This window comes from Streptomyces sp. NPDC048751, from assembly GCF_043198595.1.
Lineage (GTDB): Bacteria > Actinomycetota > Actinomycetes > Streptomycetales > Streptomycetaceae > Streptomyces.
This window is the reverse complement of sequence record NZ_JBICUX010000018.1, coordinates 77,658-95,972: the sequence shown is the minus strand read 5'-3', so window position 1 is coordinate 95,972 and position 18,315 is coordinate 77,658. Positions and strand designations below refer to the sequence as shown.

At 71.3% G+C, this 18,315-nt stretch carries 13 protein-coding genes; 8 read left to right on the top strand and 5 right to left on the bottom strand.

Annotation, left to right across the window (positions count from 1 at the left end):
• The first annotated feature begins 218 nt into the window (after nt 1–218).
• From ACGFNV_RS39860 to ACGFNV_RS39850, 3 genes are all read left to right on the top strand, one after another.
• Nucleotides 219–2,120, top strand: a complete 1,902-nt coding sequence (locus tag ACGFNV_RS39860) for a BTAD domain-containing putative transcriptional regulator (protein WP_393629647.1) — start codon at nt 219–221, stop codon at nt 2,118–2,120.
• 124 nt (nt 2,121–2,244) lie between these two features.
• The gene (locus ACGFNV_RS39855) at nt 2,245–3,141 is read left to right on the top strand and encodes a helix-turn-helix domain-containing protein (RefSeq protein ID WP_393629645.1); all 897 of its coding nucleotides are present in this window, start codon (nt 2,245–2,247) and stop codon (nt 3,139–3,141) included.
• Nucleotides 3,113–6,907, top strand: coding sequence for a CHAT domain-containing protein (locus tag ACGFNV_RS39850; RefSeq protein ID WP_393629643.1), 3,795 nt, complete (start codon nt 3,113–3,115; stop codon nt 6,905–6,907). Before ACGFNV_RS39855 ends, ACGFNV_RS39850 begins: the two co-directional genes overlap by 29 nt.
• Nucleotides 6,908–6,925: 18 nt before the next feature.
• Here the strand turns inward: ACGFNV_RS39850 and ACGFNV_RS39845 are convergent, their stop codons facing one another.
• From ACGFNV_RS39845 to ACGFNV_RS39830, 4 genes are read right to left on the bottom strand one after another with little or no spacing between them, the layout of a single operon-like run.
• On the bottom strand, nt 6,926–7,669 hold the full coding sequence (locus tag ACGFNV_RS39845) for a YoaK family protein (protein WP_393629641.1): 744 nt from the start codon (nt 7,667–7,669) through the stop codon (nt 6,926–6,928).
• Nucleotides 7,650–8,174, bottom strand: coding sequence for a DoxX family protein (locus ACGFNV_RS39840; protein WP_393629640.1), 525 nt, complete (start codon nt 8,172–8,174; stop codon nt 7,650–7,652). The genes ACGFNV_RS39845 and ACGFNV_RS39840 overlap by 20 nt, the downstream gene beginning before the upstream one ends.
• Nucleotides 8,175–8,220: 46 nt before the next feature.
• A complete protein-coding gene (locus tag ACGFNV_RS39835) occupies nt 8,221–8,883 on the bottom strand; it encodes a hydrolase (protein WP_393629638.1) in 663 nt (220 codons plus the stop codon).
• 31 nt (nt 8,884–8,914) lie between these two features.
• The gene (locus ACGFNV_RS39830; protein ID WP_393629762.1) at nt 8,915–10,795 is read right to left on the bottom strand and encodes an amidohydrolase; all 1,881 of its coding nucleotides are present in this window, start codon (nt 10,793–10,795) and stop codon (nt 8,915–8,917) included.
• Between the two features lie 267 nt (nt 10,796–11,062).
• Here ACGFNV_RS39830 and ACGFNV_RS39825 point away from each other — a divergent pair, with 267 nt between their 5' ends.
• The 3 genes from ACGFNV_RS39825 to ACGFNV_RS39815 all read left to right on the top strand — a co-directional run bounded on the left by ACGFNV_RS39825 (nt 11,063) and on the right by ACGFNV_RS39815 (nt 13,567).
• Nucleotides 11,063–12,043, top strand: coding sequence for an alpha/beta hydrolase (locus ACGFNV_RS39825; RefSeq protein WP_393629637.1), 981 nt, complete (start codon nt 11,063–11,065; stop codon nt 12,041–12,043).
• Nucleotides 12,044–12,080: 37 nt separating this feature from the next.
• Nucleotides 12,081–12,797, top strand: a complete 717-nt coding sequence (locus ACGFNV_RS39820) for an alpha/beta fold hydrolase (protein WP_393629635.1) — start codon at nt 12,081–12,083, stop codon at nt 12,795–12,797.
• 191 nt (nt 12,798–12,988) lie between these two features.
• Complete coding sequence (locus ACGFNV_RS39815; RefSeq protein WP_133932367.1) at nt 12,989–13,567, top strand: DNA starvation/stationary phase protection protein; 579 nt, start codon at nt 12,989–12,991, stop codon at nt 13,565–13,567.
• A 27-nt stretch (nt 13,568–13,594) separates the two neighbouring features.
• Here the strand turns inward: ACGFNV_RS39815 and ACGFNV_RS39810 are convergent, their stop codons facing one another.
• Nucleotides 13,595–15,112 carry a hypothetical protein gene (locus ACGFNV_RS39810; RefSeq protein WP_393629633.1) on the bottom strand — a complete coding sequence of 506 codons (1,518 nt, stop codon included), beginning with the start codon at nt 15,110–15,112 and terminating at the stop codon, nt 13,595–13,597.
• A gap of 201 nt (nt 15,113–15,313) precedes the next feature.
• On the opposite strand from ACGFNV_RS39810, the gene ACGFNV_RS39805 reads away from it, so the two are divergent.
• Nucleotides 15,314–16,822 carry a family 43 glycosylhydrolase gene (locus ACGFNV_RS39805; RefSeq protein WP_393629760.1) on the top strand — a complete coding sequence of 503 codons (1,509 nt, stop codon included), beginning with the start codon at nt 15,314–15,316 and terminating at the stop codon, nt 16,820–16,822.
• A 56-nt stretch (nt 16,823–16,878) separates the two neighbouring features.
• Nucleotides 16,879–18,300, top strand: coding sequence for a family 43 glycosylhydrolase (locus tag ACGFNV_RS39800; protein WP_393629758.1), 1,422 nt, complete (start codon nt 16,879–16,881; stop codon nt 18,298–18,300).
• The last annotated feature ends 15 nt before the right edge of the window (nt 18,301–18,315 follow it).

Sequence of the window (18,315 nt, the reverse complement as noted above, 5' to 3'; positions counted from 1 at the left end):
GGGGGTGAGGACGACCTCGCGGGGGTCGGTGCGGTTCTGGCCCTGGCCGCCAAGAACCTGCACGGCGCCGCGGCAGCGCTGTAGCGCCTTCCCGTACGGGGATCCGACCCCGGTTCGGTTCACCGGTGGGCGGAGGCGTACGGGGCGCGGCGGGTCGTTCCGTCGGCCGGGCTCATTACCCTGCTGTCAGGGGGTCGACGGCAGGGGGTTGCGAACAGTTGACGCGGTTCGAGGTGCTGGGTCCGCTGCGGGTCTGCGAGGGGGAGCGGGAGCTCGATCTCGGGTTCCCCCAGCAGCGGGCCCTGCTGGGGCTGCTGCTGGTGGGGGCGGGGCGGCCCGTGCCGGTCGGCGAGATCGTGGAGGTGCTCTGGCCCGAGCGGCCGCCGGCCAGCGCGCTGAACGTGGTGCGCCGGTATGTCGGCGCGCTGCGGCGGCTGCTCGAACCCGATCTGCCGCCCCGGGCGCCCGGCCGTCGGTTGCTGCGCCGGGCGGGCGGCTATCTGCTGGAGGCGGACGAGGACGACGTCGACCTGCTGCGGTTCCGCGGTCTGACCAAGCGGGGCAAGCGGGCGGCCGCCACGGGCAGACCCGAGGTGGCGCTGCGGCACTTCGTGGAGGCGCTGAGCGAGTGGCGGGGCCCGGTGGCGATGGGGATCCCCTCCTCGGTGCGGGGGCATGCCGTGTTCGCCGCGGTGGAGCGCGAGCTGGTGCACACCACGGTGATGGCGGCGGACGCGGCCCTGCTGTGCGGCGGAACCGAGCCCGTGCTGCCCCGGCTGCGCCAGGCCGTGGAACTCGATCCGCTGAACGAGTCGCTGCACGCCCGCCTCGTCATGGCCCTCGCCGCCTGCGGGCTGCAGGCGGAGGCGCTGGCGGCGTACGAGGGCGTACGACGGCTGCTGGCCAAGGAGTTGGGGGTGTCGCCCGGCGCGGAGCTGGCCGCCGCCCACGGCCGGGTGCTGCGTCAGGAGCTGCGGCCGGGCGGACTGCCTTCCTGGCGGGGGACGTCGGCGGCAGGGTCGGTGGTGTCCGAGCCGGTGCGGCCTGCCCAACTGCCGCCGGATCTGGAGGTGTTCTCCGGCCGGAGGGCCGAACTGGGAAACCTGCGGGAGATCACGGAGGCGGCGGCCGGTGCCACCGGGGCGCCCGCGACGGTGCTGATCGGCGGGATGGCGGGCATCGGCAAGACCACGCTCGCGGTGCGCTGGGCGCACGAGGTCGCCGACCGGTTCCCGGACGGTCAGCTCTTCGTCGAGCTGCGGGGGTTCGCCCCGTCCCGGACGCCCCTGGAACCGGCCGAGGCGCTGCGCGGGATGCTCGGCGCGCTCGGGGTGCCCGCCGGTCGGCTCCCGGGGAGCCTGGACGCCCTCGCGGGGCTGTACCGGAGCGTGCTGCCCGGGCGCCGTGTGCTCGTCCTGCTGGACGACGCCTTCGACACCGACCAGGTACGGCCGCTGCTGCCCGCGTCGCCGGGCTGTCTGACGCTGGTGACCAGCCGCAACGGCCTGCCCGGACTGGTCGCCTCCGGTGCCCGTCCGCTGCGTCTGGACCTGCCGTCGGCCGCGGACGCGCGGGCCGTGCTGGCCCTGCGGACCGGGCCCGAGCGGCCGGCCGCGGAGCCCGCGGCGGCGGACGAGATCGTGGCGCGCTGCGGCCGGCTGCCGCTGGCCCTGGCCATCGTGGCCGCCCGGGTCGCGGGGCGCACGGGCTTGCCGCTCGCGGCGATCGCCGCGGAGCTGCGCGAGTCCCGGGGCAGTCTCGACGCGTTCGCGGGACCGGCGGGCGCCCCTGACGCCCGTCTGGCGTTCGCCGCCTCCTACCGGTGCCTGCCGCCCGGGAGCGCCCGGCTGTTCCGCCTGCTGTCCCTGCATCCCGGCCCGGACCTCACCCCGGCCACGGCCGCCGCCCTCGCCGCCGTGCCCCCGCGCACGGCACGGCTGATCCTCGACGACCTCGCCGAGGCCCACCTCGTCACGGAACACGCACCGGGCCGGTACGCGCCCCACGACCTGCTGCGCGCGTTCGCCGCCGAACTCAGCGCCGCACACGATTCCCTGACGGAGCGCCGGGCGGCACGGCAGCGGTTGCTCGACCACTTGGCGGCCACGGGCAGCGGGTAGTGCGGTGGTACGGCCGCCGCTGTCACTTCGCCGTCACTTCTTTTGCACATCCGCCCTTCTACGCTCCGTTCGCAGTGGACGTCGAGGTGAAGGGCGGTTTGTTCGGGTGGCCTCGGAGGCGACGATGATGAACGGGACGGTGTGCCGGATGCCGATGGGTCTGGACGTCGTCGTCACCGGTGCGGAGCCGGCCCGGCTGCCCGGCGACGGGCCGTGGTCACCGGGCCGCCGGCTGACCGCCCACGCGAGCGGCGAGTACCTCTTCGTCGCCATCCGCGGCGGCGGCCGGGCCGTGGACGGGCCGGAGCGCGCGACCGCTCTGCTGGAGCCCGGGGACATCTGCTTCTACGACGCGGACCGGCCGCCCGTGCTGGACTTCCCCGAGCGCTGCCGGCTGAAGGTCTTCCTCGTGCCGCGCGAGTCGCTGGGGCTTCAGGAACGTGACGTACGGCGGGTGATGGCCGCCCCGGTGAGCCGGTCGTCCCGGCTGGGCTCGCTGCTGTCGCCGTTCCTGTCGGAGCTCGCCGACACCGTCTCCTCGTCGGAGCCGTCGGTCGGCGAGATGCTCGCCTGGAACGCCGTGAACCTGCTCGCCACCCTGGCCGCGGACCAGCTGGGCCAGGACGCGGCGGGCATGCCCGAGGCCCGGTCGCCGCTGCTGTCACGCATCCTGCGGTTCATCGACCTGCATCTGGCCGACCCGGACCTCTCCCCCGAGGTGATCGCCGGGGCCCATCACATCTCGGTGCGCTACCTGCACAAGCTGTTCCAGGACGAGGGCACCACGGTCGGCCGCTGGATCCAGCGCCGCCGCCTGGAGGAGTGCCGCCGCGACCTCGTCAACCGGCTCCGCGGGCGGCAGACCATCGCCGCCGTCGCCGGCCGATGGGGCTTCCTCAGCGCCACCCACTTCAGCCGCGTCTTCCGCGCCGCCTATGGGCTGTCCCCCAGCGAGTGGCGAGAAAAGGCAAACATGCCTCATCTTACTGATTGTGCGACTAGTCTCACTTTGCGTGCATAGTCATTCAGGAGAGCGAGCGCAGTGGCTCGCCGCGGTGCAGGCACGGCTACGACGCATCAACGCCGGCGATCACGGGGCGGCACTGGAGCTGCAATCGTGGAGTGAGGCCCGACGACTCGCCCCGTTCCTGGCCGACGGCCTGGACCTCGAAGTCGGGCAGGCACTCGGCTGGTTGCACTGGTACCGGTATGCAGCACTCCCCGAAGGTGAAGGCGACGCGGACCTGGACACCGCGATCGAGTTGTTCACACCGTCTTTCCTCAACGGTGTCGACGCTCTGCCGGCAGCCTTGCTTCCCATCCTCCGCGACGCCATCGTGCCGTCGGCCGACCACGCGCTCTTACAAGCGATGTCCTCTGCCGAGCCGGCGTGGCTGTCCGCCGCGGTGAACCTGTGGCAGCGCATCCTCGCCACCACTCCCGCCGACGATCCCGGACGGGCGGGCACGCTGGCCAACCTGGGGATCGCGCTGCAGACCCGCTACGAGCGCGTCGGAGACGGGGCGGATCTGGACGAAGCCGTCCGTGTCAGCCGCGACGCCGTCCAGACCGCCTCCACCCGCGACCCCGGTCGAGAGAAGATCCTCGGCAACCTGGGTAACGCGTTGCGGTTGCGGTTCGAGCGCACCGCGGACCCGGCTGATCTGAACGAGGCCGTCGAGGCCTTGCAGGAGGTGGTCCGGGCCACTCCTCCCGACGCGCCCAACCGGGCAGGGCGCCTGAACAACCTGAGTATCGCGCTGCGCCTGCGAGGCGAGCGCAACGGAGACCGAGCGGACGCGGACGCGGCGGTCGACGCCGGCTGGGAGGCGGTCCGGCTCGCTCCCGCCGGCTCCCCCCACCGGGCGCTTTTCCAGTCCTCCTTGGGGAACGCCCTGTTGGCGCGGTTCAAGCACACCGACGGTCCGGCCGATCTGGACGCAGCCATCAGCGTCGGCCGGGAAGCGGTTCAAGGCACTCCCAGCAGCTCCCCCAACCGAGCCGGACGTTTGAATCACTTGGCGAACGCGCTGCATGCACGCTTCAAGCACACCGGCAACCTGGCCGATCTGGACGCGGCCATCGGCGTCCGCCGTGACGTGGTCCAGGTTGCCTCTGCCGACTCACCCCAATGGGCCGGGTACTTGGCGCATCTGGGGAGCGGGCTGCAGACCCAGTTCGATTTCCTCGGAGATCCCGCAGATCTGGACGAAGCCATCAGCCTCATCCGCGACGCGGTGCAGACTGCCAAGCCCGGCTATCGCGACCGGGAGAATTTCCTCAACAACCTGGGGAACGCACTGCGAACGCGGTTCGAGCGCACCGGAGACCAGGCAGACCTCGACGAAGCCATCAACTTCGGCCGGCAGGCGGTCCAAGCCACTCCCGCGGACAACCCGCGCGACCGAGCGTGGCACCTGAACCACCTGAGCGGCAGGCTACAGGCACGGTTCGAACGCACCGGAGACCAAGCAGACCTCGACGAGGCCATCGCCTTGGGTCGAGAGGCGGTACGGGTCACTCCGGCCGACTCCCCCGACCTGGCGTGGCACCTGAACAACGTGGGTGCCGCGCTGCACCGCCGGTCCCAGCGCACCGAAGACCGAGCAGACCTGGACGAAGCCATCCGCGTCGGCAGGGACGCCATCCGGGCCACACCCACCGACGACCCGCTCCGAGCAGGCTACCTCTCCAATCTGGCGCTCGCGCTGCGAGGCCGGTACGAGCGCAACGGAGATCGGTCGGACCTGGACGAAGCCATCCGCGTCGGCCGGGATGTCGACCGGGCCACGCCCACCGGTTCCCCCAACCGAGCCATGTTCCTGTCCAACTTGGGGATCGCTCTGCTCAGTCGATTCGACCACACGCCGGAAGAGGGAGACACAGCGGATCTCAACGCGGCCGTGGACGCTCTCCAAGAAGCGGTCGACGTCACCCCTTCCGGCCATTCCGACCGAGGCTACTACCTGAACAACCTGGGAAGCGCGCTGCAGAGGCGGTTCCGACAGTCGGCAGATCCCGCAGACCTGCGCCACGCCGCCTCCGTCCACGCCACCGCGTGCGAGTCTTCCTCGGCGCCGCCCTCAGCCCGCATCAGCGGGGCCCAGGAGGCAGCCCGTCTGCTCGCGACGTCACAAGTGAGGCGGGCGGTTGACCTGTTGGAGACCGCGGTACGGCTGCTGCCCGAGGTCGCTTCGCGCCGGTTGGGCCGCGATGACCAGCAGTTCGCGCTCGGCCGCTTCGCGGGCCTGGCCGGTGACGCCGCGGCGCTGGCCCTCGCCGACACCAGGGGGACGCGGGCAGAACGCGCCACCCGGGCTTTGAGACTGTTGGAGGGAGGCCGGGCGATTCTGCTGAGCCAGGCGATGGACACTCGCAGCGATCTCACCGATCTGCGCCAGGCAGCCCCCGAGTTGGCCACGCGGTTCGTCGACCTGCGCGAACAGCTCGACCAGCCCGTGGACACTTTCGCCAGGGCCCCGGAGCGGAGCGATCACTCGAAGACACAGCCCCGGGTTCAGAACGACCGCCGCGAGCCGGACCGCCAACGGCTGGCCCTCGACTTCGCCGCGACACTGAACGAGATCAGGACACGCGACGGATTCGCCTCCTTCGGGCTGCCGCCCACCACTGCCGCCCTTCTCGCCCAGGCGGACCAAGGCCCCGTCGTGGTCTTCAACACCAGCCGACACGGCAGCCACGCCCTCCTGCTGACCGCGAGCGGGATCGACGCCCTCTCCCTGCCCGAACTCGGCCGTGACACTCTGATCGACCAGGTCAACACCTTCCACCAGGCCCTCCACACCGCGGCGTCGGGCAAAGACGAATCCGAGCGGCGCGAAGCCCAGGCCACTCTCACCCAGATCCTCGAATGGCTGTGGGACGCCGCCACCGGGCCCGTCCTGTCCGCGTTGGGCCACCACGGCGTGCCCGCGCCGGAGACGACCTGGCCCCGGGTGTGGTGGGCACCGGGCGGACTGCTCGGCCTGCTGCCCGTCCACGCGGCCGGTTACCACACCGACCCGGCCGACGCCCCGGAACGGCGCACGGTCCTGGACCGGGTGGTGTCCTCCTACACTCCCACCGTGCGCGCGCTGCGCCACGCCCGTCAGCGTCCCCCGGCGCCTGCCGCACCGTCACGGGCGCTGGTCGTGGCCATGCCCACAACTCCGCACCTGAGGAAGAACGGGCGGCTGCACTACGTCGGCGCGGAAGTCGCTCGCCTGCGGCACCACGCCTCGGAGCTCGTCCTGCTCCTGGAGCCCGATCCACCTCATGACGAGTCCGTCGACGCGTCGCCGCAGACACCGACCAGGGACAACGTCCTCGCGCATCTGCCCAGTTGTCCGATCGCCCACTTCGCCTGCCACGGCCGGAGCCACCCCACCGACCCGTCGAAAAGCACGTTGTTGCTCCACGACCACAAGGACGCCCCGCTCACCGTCGCCAGCCTGTCCCCCGTCCTGCTCGACCAGGCCCAGTTGGCCTATCTGTCCGCATGTCGTACCGCGGCCATCGACACCGCGGACCTGGTCGACGAGGCCATCCATCTGACCTCGGCGTTCCAACTCGCCGGATACCCCCATGTCATCGGCACCCTGTGGGAGATCAACGACGGGATCGCGGTCGTCGTCGCCGACATGTTCTACACCCATCTGCGCACCGGCCCGCACACACTCGACTCCCGCCGCTCCGCCCTGGCCCTGCACAAGGCGGTCCGGGCGATCCGCGACATACGCCGCGGTAATCCCTCTCTGTGGGCCGCCTACCTGCACGCCGGCGCCTGATCTCCCGAGACGGAGGGGTCAGGACTGCGGCCTCGTCCAGGCCGGGGCGGCGGTCGAGAGGCGGTACACCGTCGCCGACACCGCCGTGAGGAGCAGCAGCGCCAGGGTCAGGGTGAGGGCGAGGGCGGTGTGGCGGAGGAGGGCGGTGCCGGTGAGGGCGCCCACGAGCATGGCGAGGACGGACAGGACGCGTCGGCCGGGGCGGGGGGACGCTCCGCCGGCTGTGGTGGAGTCGGCGGCGAGGCCCGTGAGGGTGAGGGTCAGGACGGTGGTGGTCAGGTCGGGGACGCCGAGGCGCCGGGCGACGGCGTTCTGCAGGCCCATGGCGAGGCCGAGGAGCACGATGAGGGCGTACCGGACCCGGGTGGTGACGTCGCCGTCGTCGTCGGGGACGAGCGCGACAGCGACGGTGACGGCGACCAGCACCGCCTGGAGGGCCGTGGCGGCGGCCAGCAGCCGTCCCCGGTGGGCGGCGAACCGGGTGCCGAACCGGCCGCCCGCCAGCGCCCCGGCGAGGAACGCGGTCATCGCGACGACGGAGGCGGTCGCGGACAGTCCCTCCGCGCCGGCCAGGGCGAAGCCGAGGAAGACCACGTTGCCGGTCATGTTGGCGACGAAGACGTGGCCGAGCGCCAGATAGCTCACGGCGTCGACCAGTCCGGTGACGACGGTCAGCGTCAGCAGGAGCGGCGGCAGCGGTCCGTGCGGGTCCTGCCGGGGCGGTGCGAGGGTGCGGGCCGCGTCAGTCAGCAGCTTGCGCATACGGCGTCCTCCTGCCGGGAACGGGCGGGCGGCGCAGCACCACACGGGTGAGCAGTCCGGCGGCCGGGCCGGTCACGAGGGCCGCGAGGGAGATCCACAGCGGCCACGGGGTCAGCCCGAGGGCGTGATCGGCGGACCAGCGACCGGGGCCGGTGAGCACCAGCACCGCGGCGACGACGACGAGGACCAGCGGATACTCGTAACCGTCGTTCTGCACCCACAGCCCGTTGTGCCACTTGACGGTGCCGGCGACCGTCATCACCCCCATGGCGGCCATGGCCGCCATGGGGGTGAGCAGGCCGGCCGCCAGGAACAGACCGGAGCCGATCTGGCCGGCGCCCGCGGCGAGCGCGGTGAGCCGGCCGCCGCGGAAGCCGTCGTGGCGGAACTCCTCGGTGCCGCCCGCGAGGCCGTTGCCGCCCAGCCGGAAACTGACCTTCTGCACTCCGTGCCCGGCGATGAGGAGACCCACCACCAGCCGGAGCACCAACAGTCCGGTGTCCATTGCGTTTGTGTTCCTGTCCGTTCCTGACGCTCTGGGATCAGCTGTCTCAGCCCGCCGCGTGGGCGCCGATGACGGCCTGCGCGTAGACGACACCGAGGCCGTAGGCGCCGGCGTGCTCCTTCACGACCTCCGTGGTGGCGGCGTACGTCTCGGTACGCGCCCAGTCGCGCTGGAGTTCCAGCAGCACCTGCACCCAGGTCACCGGGACGGCGCCGGCCTGGATCATGCGCTGGACGGCGTGCTCGTGGGCCTGGGGGCTGACGCCGCCGGAGGCGTCGGTGACGACGTAGACCTCGTAGCCCTGGGCGAGCGCGGACAGCGTGGGCAGGACGATGCAGACCTCGGTCCACAGGCCGGCGATGACGAGCTTCTTGCGGCCGGTCGCCTTGACCGCCTCGACGAAGGCGAGGTCCTCCCAGGCGTTCATCGTGGTGCGGTCGATGACCTTGTGGTCGGGGAAGACGTCCGCGAGCTGCGGCAGCAGCGGGCCGGAGAAGGACTCCGCGGCGACTGTGCTCAGGACCACCGGCACGTCGAAGACCTTGGCGGCCTTGGCCAGGCCGACGGTGGCGTTGATGATCGCGGTGCGGTCGCCGCTGCCGGTGCCGAAGAACATCTGCGGCTGGTGGTCCACGAACAGCACCGCGGCGTTGTCGGGGGTGAGGAGGTCGGGGCCGGGGGCGGCGGTGACGTTGTCGATGTCGACCATGGGAACGTGCCTTTCTCGGGGCGGGGTCGGGTCAGAGCGCGAAGCAGGGGTCGAGGGCGACCGGGTTCGCGTTCTCGGGGGCGAGCCCTCGGCGGGCCCGCCACTGGCGGTGCTGCTCGGACTCCAGGGCGGCCTGGCCGAGCAGTTCGGCCTGGCGGGGGCCCGTGCGGCCCGTGCGGGGTGCGGCCTGGTAGCCGCCGTAGTGCGCCACCGGGCTCCAGTCGGGGCTGACCGGCGGCAGTTCCTCGTCGAGGCCCTCGTACTCGGCGGCGGCGTACACGATGCGGCCGCCGACGACCGTCAGCAGGGACTCGATGTGGGCGATGTCCGGCTCGGGCACGGTGAAGTAGTCCTCGGAGAGGACGGCGAGGTCACCGAGGAAGCCGGGGCGCAGGACGCCCTTGACGTCCGACTCGCCGGTCAGCGCGGCACCGGCCTCGGTGAACATCGCGAGGGCCGTGCGCCGGTCCACCCGGTTGTGCGGCGGGCGGACCGTCAGGTCGCCGACGGTACGGCCGGTGACCAGCCAGTGCAGGGCGATCCACGGGTTGTACGTGGAGACGCGGGTGGCGTCCGTGCCGGCGCCCACGGTCAGGCCGCGGTCCAGCATGGCCCGGATCGGCGGGGCGTCCGCGGCGACCCCGAGGCCGTAGCGGCGTACGAACGCCTCACCCTGGAAGGACAGCCGGTTCTGCACGGACATGGCTCCGCCGAGGGCGGCGATCCGGTCGAGGCTGGCGGCGGAGACGGTCTCCGCGTGGTCGAACAGCCAGCGGTTGCCGGCCGGGAAGAGCCCCTCCGCGGCGAGTTTCTCGAACACGGCGAGATCGCGGCGGATGGTCTCGTCGTAGGTGGCGTGCAGCCGGAATCCCCAGCCGTTCTCCATGAGGAGCCGTACGGCCTTCTCGAATTCCGGCTCGTAGTCGGTGAGTTCGGGGCGCGGCTGGGTGAAGTTCTCGAAATCGGCGGCCGCCCAGGTGAGGTTCTCCCCCGCGCCGTTGAGGCGCAGCCATGCGTCGCCGTCGTCGGGGCTCGTCGACTCGATCCAGCGGGCGAGGTCGGCCGTCTCCTGGCCCGGGGTCTGCGGGAAGAGGTGATAGGCGATGCGCAGCGAGAGCTGGCCGGCTTCGGCCAGTTCGACGACCGTGCTGTAGTTGTCGGGGAAGTTCTGGAATCCGCCGGCCGCGTCGATCGCCGAGGTGAGTCCGAATCGGTTCAGTTCACGCAGGAAATGCCGGGTGGAGGTTTTCTTTTCCTCGCCCTGAAGAACCGGGGCCTTTGCGAGCGTCGAATAGAGAATGAGCGCGCTGGGGGCCGCCAGCAGCATTCCCGTGGGGTCGCCGTCGCGGCCGCGCACGATCTGGCCGGCCTTGGGGTCGGGGGTGTCCCGGGTGTATCCGGCGGCCTTGAGGGCGGCGCGGTTGAGGACGGCCGACTGGTACAGGTGCAGCACGAACACCGGGGTGTCGGGCGCGGCGGCGTTGAGTTCGGCGACGGTCGGCAGCCGGCGTTCGGCGAACTGCTCGGCCGACCAGCCGCCCACCACCCGCACCCACTGCCCCTTGGGCGTACGGGCCGCCTGCTCACGCAGCATCTCGAGGCCCTGGCGCAGGGTGGGAACGCCGTCCCAGCGCAGCTCCAGTACGTAGTTCAGGCCGCCGCGGATGACGTGCAGGTGGGCGTCGTTGAGGCCGGGCACCACGCGGCGGCCGAGCGCGTCGACGACCTTGGTGCCGGGGCCGACGAGGGGGGCCATGTCCTTGTCGTCGCCGACGGCCGTGACGACCCCGGCGCGGACGGCGAGGGCTCCGGCGTGCGGGCGGGACGGGTCTGCGGTGTGGATCTTCGCGTTGCGGACGACCAGGTCCGCGGCGGTGTCGGTGGCGCGGGGAACCAGCCCGCCGACCGGCATCGTGGACACCGTGGGCCTACCTCCTCGGGGCGAACGGCTTTCATCGGAGTCGTCACGCTATTCGGGAGCGATTCACCGCGGTGTCCTGTCGGCGCACCGAATGCGTACTGACAGTGCACTGGCGCTTTCCCAGCGGGGCGGATGTCCTTTTTCCGTGCGCTGTGAGGCCGGTTTCGGTGCACTCGCGGACCATTCCCCTCGACTTACCGGATTTACCGTGCTGCGCAACGCATACTCACCTCACACCCGAGATCTCAGGAGAACCACATGTCAGAAATCACCGAGCCCGTCCAGCCGGTCGTGCCGGTCCTGGAACCGGCGGCCGCCGCGTTCGCCGAGGCCACCGCCAACCCGCCCTACCTGTTCGACCTGGCGCCCGCCGAGGGCCGCAAGGCGGTCGACGAGGTGCAGTCCGGCGAGATCGACAAGCCGCGGATCGACGAGGAGTGGATCACCGTCGAGGGCGGTCCCACGGGCAGCGTCCGGGTGCGCGTCGTCAAGCCTGCCGGGGCCACGGGCACCCTGCCGGTGATCCTCTACATCCACGGCGCGGGCTGGGTGTTCGGCAACGCCCACACCCACGACCGGCTGGTGCGCGAGCTGGCCGTCGGCGCGAATGCCGCGGTGGTCTTCCCCGAGTACGACCTCTCCCCCGAGGCCCGCTACCCGGTCGCCATCGAGCAGAACTACACGGTGGCCCGGTGGGTCGTCGAGCAGGGCGCGTCGAAGGACCTGGACGGCTCCCGGCTGGCTGTGGCGGGCGACTCGGTCGGTGGCAACATGACGGCCGCGCTGACGCTGATGGCGAAGCAGCGCGGTGATGTGCCCCTGGTCCAGCAGGTGTTGTTCTACCCGGTGACGGACGCCGCGTTCGACACCGGCTCGTACCACCAGTTCGCCACCGGCTACTTCCTGCGCCGTGACGGCATGCAGTGGTTCTGGGACCAGTACACGACGGACGAGGCGGAGCGCGCCCAGATCACGGCCTCCCCGCTGCGCGCCACCACCGAGCAGCTCACGGGCCTGCCGCCGGCCCTCGTCATCACCGGCGAGGCGGACGTGCTGCGCGACGAGGGCGAGGCGTACGCCAACAAACTGCGCGAGGCGGGCGTCTCCGTGACCGCCGTCCGCTTCCAGGGCATCATCCACGACTTCGTGATGCTCAACGCGCTGCGCGAGACGCACGCCGCCGAGGCCGCGATCTCGATGGCCGTCGACACGCTGCGTACGTCGCTGCACGGCCGCTGACCCGGACGCGGACAGAGCCGAAGAGGAGAATCGAGCCATGCCCACCACCCCCACCGCGCTTCTCGTACACGGTGCCTTCGCGGACGCCGGCAGCTGGGCCGGCGTCGTCACGGAGTTGCGCGACGCGGGCGTCCCCGTCGTGGCACCGCCCAACCCGCTGCGCGGAGTCGCCTCCGACGCCGCGTACATAGCCTCCGTGACCGCCCAGATCGACGGGCCGGTCGTCCTGGTCGGCCACTCCTACGGCGGTGCGCTGATCTCCGTGGCCGGCACGGCGGAGAACGTCGTCGGGCTGGTCTACGTCGCGGCCTACGTCCCCGAAGAGGGCGAAAGCCTCGGCGAGTTGCAGGGCCGCTTCCCGCTGACGAAGCTCGTCGACAACTTGCGGGAGTGGACGTACCCGGTCGGCGGCGCCGAGCCCGCCGTCGAGGTCACCATCGCACCGGATGCCTTCCCCGGCATCTTCGCCGCGGACGTCCCGGCCGCGGTCACCGAGGTACTCGCCGTGTCCCAACGCCCGCTTGCCGCCGCCGCCTTCACCGAGCCCGCGTCGGTCGCCGCCTGGAAGTCGAAGCCCTCCTGGGTGATCGTGGCCGGTGCGGACCAGGCGATCAATCCGGAGGTGCAGCGCTTCGGCGCGAAGCGGGCCGGTTCGACGGTCGTGGAGATCGAGGGCGCCTCGCACGCGGTGGCCGTCTCCCGTCCCGCGGAGGTCGCCACCGTGGTCCTGGACGCGGTACGCGCGACCGGCTGACGCACACCGCCTGAACCCGCGCGGACGGACCCGAGCACGGCGTCCGTCCGCGCGGCCCTTTCTTCTGAGTCGCCCTCCGCCAAGTGCGCTACTGGGCACCTGCGCGTGCGCTGCCGGGCCACCCGGCTCCCGTCCCCGCGCCTAGCGTCACCGGAGTACGACCGGCACCACAGCACCGCAGGAGGCGGATCATGACCAGCAACTCCCAGCCCGTGAGCGGCAGCCAGCCCTGGCTGCATCAGAAGGGTGAGGTGATCCAGGAGTTCGGGACCGTCAAGCAGTTCCCGATCGGCCTGTCCTACGAGGCCCGCATGTACTCCTGCCAGCGCCTGAACAGGGTCCTGGCGGACACGCAGATCCTCTACGGGCTGTACAAGAAGCACCATTGGCTGATGCGCGGCGCGACCTTCTACCAGCTGCATCTGGTGCTGGACAAGCATGCGGGGGAACAACTCGCCATCGTCGACACCGTCGCCGAGCGCGTGCAGTCGCTGGGCGGCGTCGCGGTGGGCGACCCCCGGCACGTCGCCGAGATCACCTCGATCCCGCGCCCGCCGGACGGGGTGGAGGAGGTGCCCGCGATGCTGTCACGGCTCCTGGAGGCCCACGAGGCGATCCTCGTGGACGCGCACGACGCCGCCGCCCGCGCCGCCGAGCTGGGCGACGACGGCACCAACGACCTGCTGGTGTCCCAGGTGATCAGGACCGGCGAGCTCCAGGCGTGGTTCCTCGCGGAACACCTGGTCGACACCCCGCTGGTGCGCGCCTGAGCGAGCCCCGCCCGAGGGGAGCCGGTCTCATCCCTCGCGGAGAACGAACGGCGCCACATAAGCCGTCAGGTCGCCCGCCCGCCGCGCCGGCCAGGTGCGGGCGTAGGCGGGTGGGCGGGTGCCGGGCTCGGTGAGGACGGCGAGCGGGGTGGCGCGGGCGGCCCGCAGCAGACCGGCCTCGGTGATCGACGTGTCGTGACCGCGGGGCTGCCGGGAGGCGCAGCCGGTGTAGAAGGCGATCGGGACCGCCTCGTGGCCGGTGAGGACGCAAGGGGGCCGTACGCCGAGGCTGTGCAGGTCGGTGGCGGTGCGGTCCCAGGCGCGGTGGGCGGCGGTGGTGCGGTGCACGGTGCGTTCCAGGACCGTGAACTGGACGGCCAGGTGCCCGGCGAGTGCCAGCGCCATCCCGGTCACCGTCACGGGGCGCCAGGCGCCGCGCGCCGCGCTGACCAGGTGGACCAGCGCGTCGGCGACCGGGAGGACGAGCAGCGCGTAGGCGGGCAGCAGGAAGCGGGGGGCCGCGTAGCCGATCAGCAGGAGGTAGGGGACGGCGGCGGTGGCGGCGCAGGCGAGGGGCACGAGGGTGCGTGCCGTGCGCCGGGCGCGGACCGCGACGACCAGACCGAGGACGGCGAGCACGGGCAGGACGAACCACCACAAGGTGACGGCCGGGTGGGGCATGGAGCCCACGCAGGGCCGGCACAGGGTGCGTCCGCCCATGCTGCGCAGTTGGTCGTCGAAGGCGAGGTTCCAGCCGAGCCCGCCCTGGATGCGGGACGCGTCGGACAGCCGCTGCGCGAGGCCGCCGTAGTCGAGGTAGGCCTCGACGATCCACTGCGTCGCCCCGGCGGCCAGACCGACGAGGAGGGCCGCGAGCAGCCGGGGGCGCCTCCATCGCCGTACGGCGATCGAGAGGGCGAGCAGCGGGAGCGTGGTCCAGACGGCGTCCATCGGACGCATCAGGGCCATGAGGGCCGCGCCCGCGAAGACACCCCAGGGGGCCGCCCGGTCGCCCGGGGCGGCCCGGGCCCGCAGGTAGGAGCCCACGCAGATCAGGGCGCCGATCCCGACCCAGTAGTTGGGCATGGCCTGGGGGCCGTAGAAGAGGGTGATCCACAGGCTCGCGAACAGGGCGCCGCCGATCGCGACGACCCGGGTCGGGAACAGTCCCCGCCAGGCGCGCAGCGCAAGGAACAGGGCGAGGCCGGACAGGAGCGCCAGGTAGATCCGCAGCAGCGGGGTCGACGACGACCAGGCGGCCACCGGGGCCACCAGCAGCGGGACCCCTCGGGCGCGGGGCGCGCTGAAGAACGCGGCCGGGGCGTGGTCGGCGACCTGGCTGACGTAGACCGACTCGTCCCAGCCGAGGCCCATGCCGGGGCGGACCAGCGCGAGCTGGGCGAGGGTGAAGCCGGCCGCGACCAGGGCGAGCCACCCGTCGTTCCAGGATCGCCACGAGCGCCAAGGGCGCCGGGGCGTGATGTCGACCGCGCGTGTTCCGGGCCGCCGGGTACCGGCCGCGGTGGTGCGCACGCCGTGGGGCATCTTCCCTCCTCGTCTCTTCCGGCACCACGCTGAACGACTTCGTGAGCGAGGGCCCTGCGGACGAGGCCGAATGGCTCATAAGGCACCTCCTGTCCAAACCATTGACGCGAACATGCGGGCCCCCTATCTTCTGGCCGAAGTTACGAACTGTGTTCGAAATCACGAACTTGGCATGAACTAGGACGGTCATCTATGCCTCGGATGCGTCGGTTGCCTCGGTCGCCTCGCACGCACGGGAGCAGATCCCTGCTCGTCTGCGTGCTGGCCCTCCTCGTCGCCCTGGTCGCGGCGACCCAGCCGGTGTCCGCGGCCGACGGCCGCCCCTACACCAACCCCCTGAAGTCGTCGAAGGGCGCCGACCCCTGGCTGGAGTACTACGACGGCAACTACTACCTGATCACCACCACGTTCACCGGCATCCTCGGCATGCGGAAGTCGCCGACCCTGGCGGGTCTGGCCACCGCGCCCAACGTGCAGGTGTGGTCGGACACCACGTCCACCCGCAACACCAACATCTGGGCGCCGGAGATCCACCAGTTCAACGGCCACTGGTACCTGTACTACTCGGCCGGCCAGAGCGGCGTCGCCTGCTGCGACTCCCAGCGCACCCACGTCCTGGAGAGCGCCGGCACCGACCCGCTGGGCCCCTACACCTACAAGGGTTCGCTCACCGGCTCCAACCTCACACCGGGCGGCTGGCTGATCGACGCGACCGTGCTGCAGGCGAACAACAAGCTGTACCTCGTCGGCAGCGGGTTCACAGGCGGCAGCAAGCAGAGCCTGGTCATCGCGCCGATGAGCAATCCGTACACCCTCGCCAGCGACACCTTCACCGTCATCTCCAGCCCCACGCTGAGCTGGGAGACCTCCGGCGGCGCGGTCAACGAGGGGCCGGAACCGCTGTACCACGACGGCCGGACGTTCCTGACCTTCTCCGCCAGCTTCTGCGGCACCCCCGACTACAAGCTCGGCCAACTGGAGCTCACCGGTTCCGATCCGCTCGACCCCGCGTCCTGGACCAAGAAGCAGACGCCCGTCTTCCAGCGCAGTGACGCCAACAGCGTCTACGGCCCGGGACACAACGGCTTCTTCACCTCGCCGGACGGCACCGAGAACTGGATCGTCTACCACGCCAACTCCGCCTCGAACGGCGGCTGCGGCAACGGACGCACCACCAGGGCGCAGAAGTTCACCTGGAACGCCGACGGCACCCCGAACTTCGGCACGCCCGTCGCGCTCGGCACGTCACTGCCCGGTCCGTCCGGCGAGACCGCGGCGACCCCTACCTCGTACACCCTCGTCAACCGCAACAGCGGCAAGTGCCTGGACCTCGAGGGCGGCAACACCGCCAACGGCACCAACATCTTCCAGTGGACCTGCACCGGCGGGGCCAACCAGAAGTGGCGGATCGAGGACCTCGCCGACGACACCAACCGGCTGGTGAACGTGGCCACCGGAGGCGTGATGGACACGGCGTCCTGCTCCACGGCCGACGGCGCCGACATCCAGCAGTGGTCCTGGCTCAACAACAAGTGCCAGCGCTACCGCCTGGTGTTCACCGCGAGCGGCGACTACGTGCGCATCGTCAACGAGAACAGCGGCAAGGTCGCCGACGTGGCCAACTGCGGCACCGCGAACGGCACCGACGTACGGCAGTGGACGTGGCTGAACAACAACTGCCAGCAGTGGAAGCTCGTCCCCACCACCTGATCGCTCCCCCTCTGATCCGGAGAAACACCTTGAGACGCAACGCCGTTCGGCTGCTCATGGCCGTCCTGGTGGCCCTTGCCGCCGCTCTCGTCGGCCCGGCCTCCCCCGCTCAGGCCGCCGTGCCCGCCTCCCCCGCCGTGACCTACACCAACCCCATCGCCGAGAAGCGCGCCGACCCGCAGATCTTCAAGCACACCGACGGCTACTACTACTTCACCGCGACCGTCCCCGAGTACGACCGCATCGTGCTGCGCCGGGCGACGACCATCCAGGGCCTGTCGACGGCCCCGGAGGTCACCATCTGGACCAAGCACGCCAGCGGTGTGATGGGCGCCCACATCTGGGCGCCGGAGATCCACTTCATCGACGGCAAGTGGTACGTGTACTTCGCGGCCGGCGCCACCAACGACATCTGGGCGATCCGGATGTACGTCCTGGAGGGCACCGGCGCCAACCCGCTCACCGCCACCTGGACCGAGAAGGGCCAGATCAAGACCACGTGGGAGAGCTTCTCCCTCGACTCCACCACCTTCGTCGTGAACGGCGTGCGCTACCTGGCCTGGGCGCAGCGCAACCCGGCCGAGAACAACAACACGTCCCTGTTCATCGCGAAGATGGCCAACCCCTGGACGATCACCGGCACTCCGGCGGAGATCTCACAGCCCACGCTGTCCTGGGAGACGGTCGGCTACAAGGTCAACGAGGGCCCGGCGGTCATCCAGCACGGCGGCAAGGTCTTCATGACCTACTCGGCGAGCGCGACCGACGCCAACTACTGCCTGGGCATGCTGACCGCGTCGGCGAGCGCGGACCTGACCAACCCGGCGTCCTGGACGAAGGGTTCGCAGCCGGTGTTCCAGACCAGCGCCGCGACCTCACAGTACGGTCCGGGCCACAACTCCTTCACCGTCTCCGAGGACGGCAAGTCCGACATCCTCGTCTACCACGACCGCAGCTACAAGGACATCACCGGCGACCCGCTCAACGACCCCAACCGCCGCACCCGCGTCCAGAAGGTGTACTGGAAGGCCGACGGCACACCCGACTTCGGCATCCCGGTCGCCGACGGGGTCACCCCGCAGCGCTTCTCGTCGTACAACTTCGCCGACCGCTTCATCCGCCACTGGGAGTTCCGCGCCAAGATCGAGGCCGACGTCTCCCCGCTCGCCGACTCCCAGTTCCGCGTCGTTCCCGGTCTGACGGGCAGCGGCACGGTCTCCCTGGAGTCGGCCAACTTCCCCGGCTACTACCTGCGCAGCAAGAGCGGCGAGGTGTGGGTGGAGAAGAACGACGGCAGCACGCAGTTCGCCTCCGACGCCACCTTCTACAAGCGCGCCGGTCTGGCCGACTCCGCCGGGGTCTCCTACGAGTCGTACGGCACCGCCGGACGCTACATCCGCCACTACAACTACCTGTTGTACGTGCAGACGCCGAGCACGACCCTCGACAAGGCGGACGCGACCTTCTACGCCCAGTGAGGAACCTCTGGTGAG